Source organism: Microcoleus vaginatus HSN003 (assembly GCF_022701255.1).
GTDB classification, from domain to species: domain Bacteria; phylum Cyanobacteriota; class Cyanobacteriia; order Cyanobacteriales; family Microcoleaceae; genus Microcoleus; species Microcoleus vaginatus_B.
Genome location: NZ_CP031705.1, coordinates 1,157,661 through 1,169,689, shown reverse-complemented (window position 1 = coordinate 1,169,689; position 12,029 = coordinate 1,157,661). Strand labels below are relative to the sequence as shown.

Below are 12,029 nucleotides of genomic sequence, written 5' to 3'. Positions count from 1 at the left end.
ACTTTGGTACTTTAAATATAAACTTTGTAGAGCCTGCCTTGCAAGCCTTATACCCGAACCGATTAAACTTGTCAAGTTTCAAGAGTTGTAGAGTCATTCACCGCCACCGATGAAGGTCGCACCGAAATATCTCAGTCCTGGATGCCAAAGCTCGCTGAGTAACGAGCTGACGGAAAGAAACAGCATTGAATTCAACAGGTTAACTCAGAAACCAAGTTTCTACGTCTAGGATTGTATCTGCAGCTAGCGGGCTCGGAAAACTGTCGATCGACAATCCGCAGCTTTTTCCAGATATGGGATCAAAAAAAAGCTCCTGCCGTTAAGCAGGAGCCTTTTTTGATTAGACAATCAAATCAGAAATAAATTCGATCGATTAGTCTAAGTCTGGCATAGCCAGCACTGGTTCATTTTCGCGATCGATACCCTTCTCAAAGCCAGCGACAGCCGCGCGAGCGCGACCAGCGTGCCACAAGTGGCCGATCAAGAAGAAGAAACCCACCACAAAGTGGAAACAGGACAGCCAAGAACGAGGAGAAGTGAAGTTAAACGAGTTAACTTCAGTCGCCACACCACCCACAGAGTTCAAAGAACCCAAAGGAGCGTGAGTCATGTACTCAGCAGCGCGGCGAGCTTGCCAAGGCTGAATGTCATTCTTGATTTTGTTCAAGTCCAAACCGTTAGTACCGCGCAAGGGTTCCAACCAAGGGCCTTGGAAATCCCAGAAACGCATCGTTTCACCGCCGAAAATGATTTCGCCAGTAGGAGAGCGCATCAGGTATTTACCCAGACCGGTGGGGCCTTGTGCAGAACCGACGTTAGCACCCAAGCGTTGGTCGCGGATCAGGAAGGTCAAAGCTTGCGCTTGAGAAGCTTCCGGGCCCGTCGGGCCGTAGAATTCGCTGGGGTAAGCAGTGTTGTTGAACCAGACAAAGCAGCAAGCGATGAATCCCATCAGGGACAAAGCGCCCAAGCTGTAAGACAGGTAAGCTTCGCCAGACCAGATTAAGGCGCGGCGAGCCCAGCCGAAAGGCTTGGTCAAAATGTGCCAAACACCGCCAGCGATACAAATCAGGCCAACCCAGATGTGACCGCCGATGATATCTTCCATGTTGTTGACGCTGACAATCCAGCCTTCGCCACCAAAAGGAGAGCGAGTCAAGTAGCCAAAAATCACAGCCGGATTCAGAGTGGGGTTAGTAATGACCCGCACGTCGCCGCCGCCCGGAGCCCAAGTGTCATAGACACCGCCGAAGAACATGGCTTTAGCTACCAGCAGCAAAGCGCCACATCCCAACAGAATCAGGTGGTAGCCGATGATGTTGGTCATCTGGTTTTTATCTTTCCAGTCGTACCCAAAGAACGAAGAGTATTCTTCGAGAATTTCCGGGCCGCGAACGGCGTGATAAATGCCGCCCAAACCGAGAACAGCAGATGAAATCAAGTGAAGAACGCCGACTACGAAGAAGGGGAAGATATCCGTAACTTCACCGCCGGGGCCGACGCCCCAACCCAAAGTAGCGACGTGGGGCATCAAGATTAAGCCCTGTTCGTACATGGGCTTTTCTGGGATAAAGTGAGCGACTTCAAACAAAGTCATTGCACCGGCCCAGAAAACGATCAAACCTTGGTGAGCGACGTGTGCGCCCAGCAGTTTGCCAGAGAGATTGATTAAGCGAGCGTTGCCAGACCACCAAGCGAACCCGGAGGATTCTTGGTCGCGACCGCTTGCGTAGGAATTAGAGAGCGTTACCACGCGGTAGAACCTCCAACGATTTTAGATTTTGGATTTTGGGTTTTTTTGTTTCCCTAGTAGGGCACGGGAGTACCGGGCCTGCGCCAGGGAATAGGGATTTGGATTTCAGATTAGTTTAAAAAAATTAAATTAATCTGAAATCCAAATCCAGATTTTTTTAAAGTGCGTTACCGCGAGGCAGAACTTCTTCAGGGAAGATGTAGTTTTCGTGAGGTTGATCCGTAGGAGCCATCCAAGCACGAATGCCTTCGTTAAGCAGAATGTTCTTAGTGTAGAACGTTTCAAACTCAGGATCTTCAGCAGCGCGCAATTCTTGTGATACGAAGTCATAGGCGCGCAGGTTTAATGCTAAACCGACGATGCCAATGGAGCTCATCCACAAGCCTGTAACAGGTACGAACAGCATGAAGAAGTGCAACCAGCGCTTGTTGGAGAAGGCAATTCCGAAGATTTGCGACCAAAAGCGGTTAGCTGTAACCATCGAGTAGGTTTCTTCTGACTGAGTTGGGTTGAAGGCGCGGAAGGTGTTTGAGCCTTCGCCGTCTTCAAACAAGGTGTTTTCTACGGTTGCACCGTGGATGGCGCACAACAGCGCGCCGCCCAAGATGCCTGCAACGCCCATCATGTGGAAGGGGTTGAGCGTCCAGTTGTGGAAGCCTTGCAGGAATAACAGGAAGCGGAAAATTGCTGCGACGCCGAAACTGGGGGCGAAGAACCAGCCTGATTGACCCAAGGGGTAAAGCAGGAACACCGAAACAAACACGGCGATGGGGCCGGTGAATGCGAGGGCGTTGTAGGGACGGATGCCTACCAAACGGGCGATTTCAATCTGACGCAGGCAAAAGCCGATCAGTGCGAAAGCGCCGTGGAGGGCTACGAATGTCCACAGGCCACCGAGTTGGAACCAGCGGGTAAAGTCCCACTGTGCTTCGGGGCCCCACAGGAACAGCAGGGAGTGTCCGAGGCTGTTGGCTGGGGTGGAGACTGCTACGGTGAGGAAGTTGGCTCCTTCGAGGTAGGAGCTTGCCAAACCGTGGGTGTACCAGGATGTGACGAAGGTGGTGCCTGTTAACCAGCCACCGATGGCTAGGTAGGCGCAGGGGAATAGCAGGATGCCAGACCAGCCTACGAAGACGAAGCGATCGCGTTTGAGCCAGTCGTCGAGGACATCAAAGATGCCTCTTTCGGTCTGGGCGCGTCCGACTGCGATTGTCATTGCGGTAAAATCCTTTTGCTTGTTAAAAGGCTAAGGTTTCTAATTAAAGTTAATATAACTATATATTAGAAGTTCATAATTTTTCAACATAATTAGCAGGAGTTGTTACACAATGCCGATCGGTCGATCGCGATCGCCTCAGCGAAGCGTGACGCTCGGTGGACTAATTGAATTAAGATTTGGCTTTAAGGCTGTTTAATTTTATGACTGCAAAAACAACGACCTCGATCGATCCTGTCCTGCGCTACCCGGTTTTGGGCTCCCGCCGCTTCAGCAATTACTGGTGGGCGACGGTGGTCAGCATTGGAGGGACTGGTTTCCTGCTGTCGGGCATTTCCAGCTACTTGCACGTTAACCTGCTGCCTTTTGCTGACCCGACTCAGCTTGTTTTCATCCCCCAAGGCATTGCGATGGGTTTCTACGGTGTCTGCGGCGTGCTGTTGGCGCTTTACCTGTGGCTGACTGTTCTGTGGGATGTCGGCGGCGGTTACAACGAGTTCGATCGGCAAACTGGTAACATTCGGATCTTTCGCTGGGGTTTTCCCGGCAAAAACCGCAAGCTGGATTTTACTTGCAAGACATCGGACGTGCAATCTGTGCGGGTGGACATTAAAGAAGGTCTTAGCCCCCGTCGCAGTATTTATCTTAAGCTCAAAGACCGCCGTCAGTTTCCCTTGACTAGAGTCGGACAGCCCATTGCTTTGTCGCAAGTAGAAAATCAAGCAGCCGAATTGGCTCGATTTTTGCAAGTTCCCCTAGAAGGACTTTAGGGATTTTCGATTTTCGATTTTCGATTGGTAATCTCTCGTAGGGTGCGCCGGGCGGCGCACCTTACCTATCTGGTAAGTGAAAAAAATCGATCGGCGACTAAGCCCGTTACCAGTTTTTGAATCTATAGCAATCCTTGCAGGAGTCGTAAATTTTTTACCCCACCCCAACCCTCCCCGAACCGGCTCTGAGAAAGTAAGAATTTCACAAATGATGCGAGGATTGCTATATCAATTAACAATACTTCGGACAGTTTTTGATTGCCAACCGTAAAATAAGGCTTTCAAGGCTCCCAGGCAAGTTCGCTACCAAAGGAAAATCGCGGGTTTCAGAGTACGAACTAAAAACAGTCCGAACTATTGAATTAAAATCTTTAGTTGCAAAGTCCGTAATTGACTCAAAGTGAAAATACAAAGGCAAATGCAAATGCAAATCAAAATTCAGCGGTGGTTGTTCTCGCTTTTAATAATTGGCGCGCTGTTTGTCGGAGGATGCAGTAATTCCCCTGTGGCAAACTCGACTCCGACATCGAATCCGGCGTCGGGTGAAAATATTTCTTTGTCTCCGTCTCCTTCTCCTGCTGCTGTAGCGACGAGTTCGCAATTTAGCAATTTGCCACGGTTGGAAGGAAAAGCAACGGTGGTGATGACGGTTAAAGGTGCTCCTATTACGATCGAACTCGACGGCACAAATGCGCCAATTACTGCGGGCAATTTTGTTGATTTGGTTCAGAAAGGTGTCTACGACGGATTGGTTTTTCACCGAGTCGTCCGGGAACCTCAGCCTTTTGTAGTTCAGGGCGGCGACCCCCAAGGCAAAGACCCTAAATTTCCTACAGCGCGACTGGGAACTGGGGGTTTTATTGACCCAAAAACTACTACCGAACGCAGGATTCCTCTGGAAATTAAAGCTAAAGGTGCTGCCAATCCGACTTACAGCCAAACGCTAGAAGAAGCTGGAGTTAAGGAGAAACCCGTGTTGATGCACAGTCGCGGGGCTGTTGCTATGGCTCGATCGCAGAGTCCTGATTCGGCTTCTTCTCAGTTTTACTTTACTTTGACCGATGTACCGTTTTTGGACGGCAGCTATGCGGTTTTTGGGTACGTCAAGGAAGGCATGGATGTGATTGATAAGATTGAAGCGGGCGATCGCATTGAGAAAGCTACCGTTACTCAGGGTTTGGAAAATTTTAAGCCGGCTAGCTGAAGGTAGTCAAGCGATTTGGGATTTTAGATTTTGGATTTTAGATTTTAGATTATCCCCACGGGATAGATCCGATGGCTTGTAAATTGGGGATTTGAGATAAGGGAATTGGATTTTAGATTTTAGATTATCCCTTTTTAATCCACAATCTAAAATCGTCTAGCCTGATTCTTCTTTTAATCTAAAATCTAAAATCTAAAATCGGCTTAGCTATGGATGTTGTTGTTACTGGAATTGGTCTTGTTTCGGCTTTAGGCACTCTGGAAACGAGCTGGAAAAGACTACTTTCTGGAGAATCGGGAATCGATCGGCATCAACCTTTTTTAGAACTTGAAGCGCGACCTTTGGGTTTAATTGGTACAAAACCTGCGGGCTTAATAACTTTAACTCCGCAGGTTTTGGCAGATGCTTTGAAAGATGCTAATTTGACTTTGCCTTTGCCTGATTGCGGGATTGTTATTGGCTCTAGCCGCGGCTTCCAGGCAAATTTGGAACTGTTGGCCAGCGAAGGAAGAAGGAAGAAGGAAGAAGGAAGAAGGAAGAAGGAAGAGGGAAGGGAATTACCGATTACGGATTCTCAATTCGTGAATTTTTTGCCTCACATGGGGGCGATCGCAGCGGCGAGGGCAATTGGTTCGACGGGGCCGGTACTGGCACCGATGGCTGCTTGTGCGACGGGTATTTGGTCGATCGCCCGCGCTGTTGATTTAATCCGCACCGGTGAGTGTCAGCGGGCGATCGCAGGTGCTGTGGAAGCGCCTATCACACCGCTGACTCTGGCGGGATTTAGCCGGATGGGTGCTTTGGCAAACACTGGGTGCTATCCGTTTGATGAAAATCGCGAAGGCTTTGTGCTCGGCGAAGGCGGGGCTTTATTTGTATTAGAATCTGCCGAGTTGGCAAGGCGTCGTGGCGCTAAAATTTACGGTCGAGTTTCCGGTTTTGGCTTGACAAATGATGCTTGCCATGCTAATTCACCGGAGCTGGGGGGGGAAAGTGCGATCGCGGCGGTAAATCAATGTTTGAAACGCAGTAATTTAGCGGCGATTGATATAGATTTTATTCACGCTCACGGTACTGCAACTGAGTTAAATGACCGACACGAAGCACTGTTAATTGAGAAGTTATTTCACCCAGGAGTTGCTGTTAGTTCAACTAAGGGAGCTACGGGTCATACTTTGGGAGCTTCGGGAGCTTTGGGTGCGGCTTTTTGTTTGATGAGTATTAAATATCAGATGTTGCCGCCTTGCGTGGGAATGAAAAAACCGGGGTTTGAATTAGATTTTGTTCGCTGTGCGCGATCGGCTATTGTCAGAAATGCGGTTTGTTTAAGTTTTGGCTTTGGCGGGCAGAATGCTGCGATCGTTTTATCAGGTGATCGTTAATTTTTGTAAAGGCGATCTATCGACATTTAAATTACACGATCTCTCTACAGTTAAAATCTTCTGAGGTGGCGGGAGAACCCTCCGCACATCCAATTTAAATCTCAAAAATAGTACAATATTTATGTATTTTAGTCAATCAACTGAGAATTTTGGTGAGATTGCTGGTTCTGCTGTCCTAGTCTGGCTCTGCATCCCGACGCTGATTCTTGCGTCAAAGCCTAGGAGGCTACAAAAGAGAGGCAGATTAAAGCAGTATTGTATTTTATTAACGCACCGATGGTGATCAGCGAAAATAGAAAAAAGAAACTGTTTAAATTAACTCTCAGGTATTTTAACATGGAGCTGGCCTCTCATCGATTTATATCTTATTTTGAACCCGAGCAAGCTGCTCACCTTTGCCAAATAGCTGTTTTGGAGAGTTTTTCTCAGGAAACGCTGGTTTTTGAAGAAGGAGAAACAGCGGATTTTTTATATCTAGTTTTAGAAGGTAAAGTCGAGTTTAGCAAGCAGCTTGAAAATCATAAATATCAAACTGTTGCTGTTGCTAAGCCAGACGATTATTTTGGCGAACTCGGAGTTTTAGACGGAGAGCCTCGCAGTGCTAGAGCTGTGGCAGTTGCAGGCTCGACTTTGGCCAAAATAGCCCGTGAAGAACTAATAGCAACTCTCCAGTTTGCTAAAGGCAGTTCGGTACTGCAAATGTTTAGTTTCATTACTAAAAATTTACGAGAAACCACGGATCAATATGTTAGCCAGTTGGTACACAAACAAAAAATGGTATTGGTAGGAGAAATGGTGAGTACAATTATTCACGATTTCAAAAGTCCTTTTACCGGAATTAAACTCTCCAGTGAAATGATCAAAGAAATGCACCCTGATGAGGAAACTCAGGAGTGGTGTGAACTTATTCAATTGCAGGTTCATCGAATGTTGGGGATGGCTGAAGAAGTATTAGAATTTTCGCGCGGTAATTCTGTATTACATAAAAAACCCGTTAATCTAATCCAGACCTTGCAGCAGTTTGAAAAGTTGAACAGAGTTTATTGGGAAGCAGCAAAAGTAGATTTAGCAGTACGGGTGACAGAAGTAATAGTGGAAGCAGATGAAAATAAGATTTTGCGCGTTTTACAAAATTTAGTTGGGAATGCTGTTGAGGCTTTTGGCGGCAGAGGGGGTCTGGTGGAGATTGCGGTGACACAAAGTGAGGAGTGGGCAGAAATTAGCATTTACGATAACGGCCCAGGCATTCCGCCGACAATTAAGGAAAAGTTATTTGAACCGTTTGTAACTTATGGCAAGCGGACTGGTACTGGGTTGGGAACGGCGATTGTTAAGTCGATCGTTGAGGCTCACAAAGGGAAAATCACTTATGAGTCAGAGGATGGAAAAGGCACAACTTTTTATATCCGCTTGCCCAAAAGCATGGCTGTAGCAGATAAAATTTAAGTAGGTAGGAAGATATATAATTAGGATTTTATCACTAAGCCTCAGAGACTTGGTTGATGAGTAGATATCTTGTTATAAAACAATATTTTCCTAATAAACTGGGTTTAAGAGCGTAAGTCATAATACTGTGTAGCAACTTGCAGAATCCAGTATAATTGAATTAACGAAATGCTAAAAATTTGATGCCAGTTACTATTCAAACCTTACCCACAGAAGTTATCAATTTAATTGCCGCCGGCGAAGTGATTGACTCGATCGCCGCAGCGGTACGAGAATTAGTTGAAAATTCTCTGGATGCTGGCGCAACTCGCATCGTTGTCTCTGTCTGGCCGGAACAGTGGCGGGTGCAAGTTGCAGATAATGGTACGGGAATGGATCTGGAAAATTTGCAGCAGGCGGCTTCGCCCCACAGTACGAGCAAAATTACCACTGAAGCTGACCTTTACAAAATTGATACTTTGGGATTTCGTGGGGAAGCTTTGCACAGTTTGGCTCAGTTGGGCTGTTTGGAGGTTGTGAGCCGATCGAATGATTTGGGATTGGGGGATGGTTCGGAAAATCGAGAGTCGGCGCAAACCTCGGCCAAATCATCCTTTAACAAGGGGGGAGTTGAAAATGCTCGATCGGGCTGGCGGGTGGTTTACAATAACGCAGGCGTTGCTGTGGAGGTGGAAACAGCGGCGATCGCTCCGGGTACGGTGGTGACTGTTGATAATTTGTTTGGCAATTGGCCGGTGCGCCGCAGTTTTTTGTCGCCGGCACAGCAAATGCGATCGATCCAATTAACTCTTCAGCAAATTGCTATTTGTCACCCCCACGTAAATTGGCAGTTGCGTCAAGGAAATACGCCTTGTTTGCACGTAACTCCTGGTAGCACAGCGGAACAACTTTTACCTCAATTCGTGCGCGGTGTGCGATCGAGCGATTTGCAGTATTTAAAGTTAGATTTGCCTGCGAGTCCTCAAAATCAGAAAGCAAAAAATTTATTAGTAGAAACTCAACTTGTTGGCGCTACAGTTAAGCCTAATTACCAATTACCAGTTGCCAGTTCCAATTTCCCAATGCCCAATTCCCAGCGTTTGGAGTTAGTAATTGGTTTGCCCGATCGTTGTCACCGCAGGCGGCCGGATTGGGTGAAAGTTGGGGTAAATCGGCGAGTTGTGCGATCGCCCGAATTAGAGCAAACTATTCTCAGCGCCTTTGCTCGCACTTGTCCGCGCGATCGCTATCCCGTGTGTTTTGTTCACCTGCAAATCTCCCCCTGGGAAATTGATTGGAACCGCCACCCGGCTAAGGTGGAAATTTATCTGCATGATCCGAGTTTTTGGCAAGAACAAATTAGCGTGGCAATTACTCGCGCTTTGCACCTGAATGATGAAGTGTTGCCAGCGCCCCCAATTCCCGAACGAGTAGGAAAATTGCTGAAGGCATCGGAACAAAAAAGTGCTTACAGTGTCGGGATTTCGGCTCGACAGAATGATAACGGCGGCGAAGAGGAAAAAGCTAATCAAATAGGATTGATGGAATTGAGGGCGATCGCTCAAATTCACAATACTTACATTGTTGCGGAACATCCGAGCGGAATGTGGTTGATAGAACAGCACATTGCTCACGAGCGCGTTTTATACGAGCAATTGTGCGCGGCATGGCAGCTAAAATATCTGGAAAAACCGATAATTCTCAGTCAATTATCTGCACGGCAAATTGAGAATTTATCCCGGTTGGGTTTGGAAGTAGAAACATTTGGGGAACAACTATGGGCTGCCCGCGAAGTTCCTGAATTGTTAGCCGATCGAGATGACTGTGCAGATGCGCTTTTTGAACTTAGTAAAGTCGCAGATTTACAAGCGGCTCAAGTTGCGACTGCTTGCCGTAGTGCTATGCGAAACGGTACTCCTTTGAGTCTTTCCCAAATGCAAAATTTGTTGGATGAATGGCAGCAAACTCGTAATCCGCGCACTTGTCCTCACGGCCGCCCTATCTATTTTGCTTTGGAAGAATCGACTTTAGCTCGGATTTTTCGTCGCAGTTGGGTGATTGGTAAAAGTCACGGGATTTGAAAGTTGATTTGACATCCGAGGGGGTTCCCGTCAATCTCGATGCAAAAAAAATCGTGAAGGTTTATTAAAAATACTGGCTGCTTTAGAGGAAAAAACTTAGAATATATTAAAATTTAAATAATGCACTGTTTTTAATATCTTTTGGGCAACAGGCAAGATGCCTGTTCCACCAGAAAAAATGCCTGCATTACCATAAAAAAATTAATTATACTACAAAAAACTGCAACAGGCAAGAGGTCGGTTCCCCAAGAAAAAGTAACTATCTTACCATGAAAAAGGTTAATTATACTACAAAAAATGTCGGTTTACCCGAATAATCTTTGTTGTGGAACAGGCATCTTGCCTGTTCATGATATAGGTAGAAAATGTCAATTAAACATACATCAATAATAAATATGGATTTTCCGATCGCCCGACAACTCTTTTATCAAGAAATAAATCAGCCGGATGGCTCGATCGATTTGGCGAAAGCTGCTCTTTACATGGCTTTGGAAGAGTACCCAAATTTAGAGCCTGAGGAGTATCTCAATGCTCTCGACACGATCGCAGATGAAGTGCGCGATCGCCTGCCTGCACAGAATTATCCGCTGCGGATTATTCAAACTATTAACGCCTATTTATACGGGGAGTTGCAGTTTTCGGGCAATGATGCTGATTATTACGACCCCCGCAATAGCTTTTTGAATGAAGTGATCGATCGGCGTACTGGCATTCCGATCTCTTTATCTTTGGTTTATTTGGAGGTGGCTAAGCGCATTGATTTTCCGATGGTGGGAATTGGGATGCCGGGACATTTTTTAATTAGACCGGATTTTGAAGATGCTGGTATTTTTGTTGATGCGTTTAACGGCGGCGAGATATTATTTCCTGAAGATTGTCAAGCCAGACTTTCTCAAATTTACGGTCAACCTATGGAGTTGCAGCCGGCTTTTCTGGCCCCGGTAAGTCGCCGATCTTTTTTGGGGCGAATGCTGGGAAATCTGAAGGCAATTTACTTGCAACAGGGAGATGCTGTGAGGGTACTCTTGGCGATCGAACGGATTTTGCTGCTGTTTCCCGATGCGGTGGGTGAACGGCGCGATCGCGGAATTCTCTATTATCAACTAGGACGCTTTGTCGAAGCGCGCCACGATCTGGAACTATACCTGAGAAATGCTCCGAATGCTCCTGATGCTGGTAGAATTCGCCAATTGCTCGATCGGCTCAATCTAGATATATAAGACATAAAAGTGACACTCAATAAACGGCTGCCCGACGACCAGCTTTCGCTTTTATCATTTTTGCAAAGGTATCTAAAATCGTCAAAAATCGAATTGTAACATATTAACTGTCAAATAACACCTATCTTTTGATAGGTTGAATTTGCTTGACTTGGCTGTAGAATCATAGGTCATTTACGGAAGTCCCGATTCGACTGATACCCGCACTGATACCCGCACTGACGAGCGATCTAAAAAGTATTTTGACCTGTATTTTGACCTAAAGAGGCACACACTCATGAACTTTCAGTTTCACCAAGATTCTCTCAACAGAATGCAACAGCTTTCAGCCCATTTAACCCAAAGAATGTCAAAGTCTTTATCATTAGGTTTGGCGCTTTTGCTGGGAACAAGTGTAGTATTCCTGAGCAGTGGCAAAGCTGTGGCGTTAGACAATGTTACCGTAAAATACGGTGCTGTTGACGTAACATTACCGCTGAGCGACTTACAAAGCTTTGCACAAACAGGTCAAGCATCATCTCAACTGCAAAGCGTTCTGAATCTTGCGAAACAAACTCCCGAGTCGGCGCGCGAAATATTAACGCGACAAGTGCCTTTAGATTCGCAATTAGTAGCGCGGCTAGCAAGCACTTATTTTGGGGAAATTGTTTTCAAACAATTGGGCGAGGTTGCTTATGCGCCGACTGCTAGGCTTCAAAGCGTGCCCGCACTGCGCGATGCTTTAGTCTCAGCTTCTAAAGATGGTACAATATCGCTGATTGAAGTGATGCAAAATTACAGCCCCGCTGCCTTAGAAGTTGACGGCAATCAAGCGATAGTTATCTACGAGCGAGTGATTAAAGATGTGCAAGATTTGCAAGCTTTGTATCAGAATTCCCCGGCTTTGCAAAATACTGCCAACCAAGCCGTGAATTCGGCGAGAGAAATGATTTGTCAGCCGACTCCATCGGGAAGTGCCAAGTAAATAACCGAAGTTAC

Annotated in this window: 9 protein-coding genes; 7 read left to right on the top strand and 2 right to left on the bottom strand. The window is 46.6% G+C overall.

Features of this window, described 5'->3' with window-relative positions:
* Positions 1-373: 373 nt before the first annotated feature.
* Both psbC and psbD read right to left on the bottom strand, forming a co-directional pair.
* The gene (gene psbC / locus D0A37_RS04865; RefSeq protein ID WP_242721792.1) at positions 374-1,753 is read right to left on the bottom strand and encodes a photosystem II reaction center protein CP43; all 1,380 of its coding nucleotides are present in this window, start codon (positions 1,751-1,753) and stop codon (positions 374-376) included.
* A gap of 157 nt (positions 1,754-1,910) precedes the next feature.
* Positions 1,911-2,969 carry a photosystem II D2 protein (photosystem q(a) protein) gene (gene psbD, locus D0A37_RS04860; RefSeq protein WP_006635450.1) on the bottom strand — a complete coding sequence of 353 codons (1,059 nt, stop codon included), beginning with the start codon at positions 2,967-2,969 and terminating at the stop codon, positions 1,911-1,913.
* Positions 2,970-3,172: 203 nt separating this feature from the next.
* Between psbD and D0A37_RS04855 the strand changes: the two genes are divergently transcribed.
* From D0A37_RS04855 to D0A37_RS04825, 7 genes are all read left to right on the top strand, one after another.
* A complete protein-coding gene (locus D0A37_RS04855) occupies positions 3,173-3,739 on the top strand; it encodes a photosystem I assembly protein Ycf4 (protein WP_242721790.1) in 567 nt (188 codons plus the stop codon).
* 418 nt (positions 3,740-4,157) lie between these two features.
* On the top strand, positions 4,158-4,943 hold the full coding sequence (locus tag D0A37_RS04850; protein WP_445242480.1) for a peptidylprolyl isomerase: 786 nt from the start codon (positions 4,158-4,160) through the stop codon (positions 4,941-4,943).
* A gap of 209 nt (positions 4,944-5,152) precedes the next feature.
* A complete protein-coding gene (locus tag D0A37_RS04845; RefSeq protein ID WP_242721786.1) occupies positions 5,153-6,325 on the top strand; it encodes a beta-ketoacyl-ACP synthase in 1,173 nt (390 codons plus the stop codon).
* Between the two features lie 336 nt (positions 6,326-6,661).
* On the top strand, positions 6,662-7,771 hold the full coding sequence (locus tag D0A37_RS04840; protein WP_242721784.1) for an ATP-binding protein: 1,110 nt from the start codon (positions 6,662-6,664) through the stop codon (positions 7,769-7,771).
* A gap of 182 nt (positions 7,772-7,953) precedes the next feature.
* Positions 7,954-9,831 carry a DNA mismatch repair endonuclease MutL gene (mutL, locus tag D0A37_RS04835; RefSeq protein WP_242721782.1) on the top strand — a complete coding sequence of 626 codons (1,878 nt, stop codon included), beginning with the start codon at positions 7,954-7,956 and terminating at the stop codon, positions 9,829-9,831.
* Between the two features lie 395 nt (positions 9,832-10,226).
* Entirely contained in the window at positions 10,227-11,051 is an 825-nt protein-coding gene (locus D0A37_RS04830; protein ID WP_242725358.1) for a SirB1 family protein, read from the top strand.
* 277 nt (positions 11,052-11,328) lie between these two features.
* Positions 11,329-12,015: an alpha/beta hydrolase gene (locus D0A37_RS04825; RefSeq protein ID WP_242721779.1), complete on the top strand. Its 687-nt coding sequence runs from the start codon at positions 11,329-11,331 to the stop codon at positions 12,013-12,015.
* Positions 12,016-12,029 lie beyond the last annotated feature (14 nt).

What these genes read in the sequence shown, in the direction of transcription:
- psbD (WP_006635450.1), bottom strand. Translation starts at nt 2,969, where the DNA reads ATGACAATCGCAGTCGGACGCGCCCAGACCGAAAGAGGCATCTTTGAT.
- D0A37_RS04855 (WP_242721790.1), top strand. Translation starts at nt 3,173, where the DNA reads ATGACTGCAAAAACAACGACCTCGATCGATCCTGTCCTGCGCTACCCG.
- D0A37_RS04850 (WP_445242480.1), top strand. Translation starts at nt 4,158, where the DNA reads ATGCAAATGCAAATCAAAATTCAGCGGTGGTTGTTCTCGCTTTTAATA.
- D0A37_RS04845 (WP_242721786.1), top strand. Translation starts at nt 5,153, where the DNA reads ATGGATGTTGTTGTTACTGGAATTGGTCTTGTTTCGGCTTTAGGCACT.
- D0A37_RS04840 (WP_242721784.1), top strand. Translation starts at nt 6,662, where the DNA reads ATGGAGCTGGCCTCTCATCGATTTATATCTTATTTTGAACCCGAGCAA.
- mutL (WP_242721782.1), top strand. Translation starts at nt 7,954, where the DNA reads ATGCCAGTTACTATTCAAACCTTACCCACAGAAGTTATCAATTTAATT.
- D0A37_RS04830 (WP_242725358.1), top strand. Translation starts at nt 10,227, where the DNA reads ATGGATTTTCCGATCGCCCGACAACTCTTTTATCAAGAAATAAATCAG.
- D0A37_RS04825 (WP_242721779.1), top strand. Translation starts at nt 11,329, where the DNA reads ATGAACTTTCAGTTTCACCAAGATTCTCTCAACAGAATGCAACAGCTT.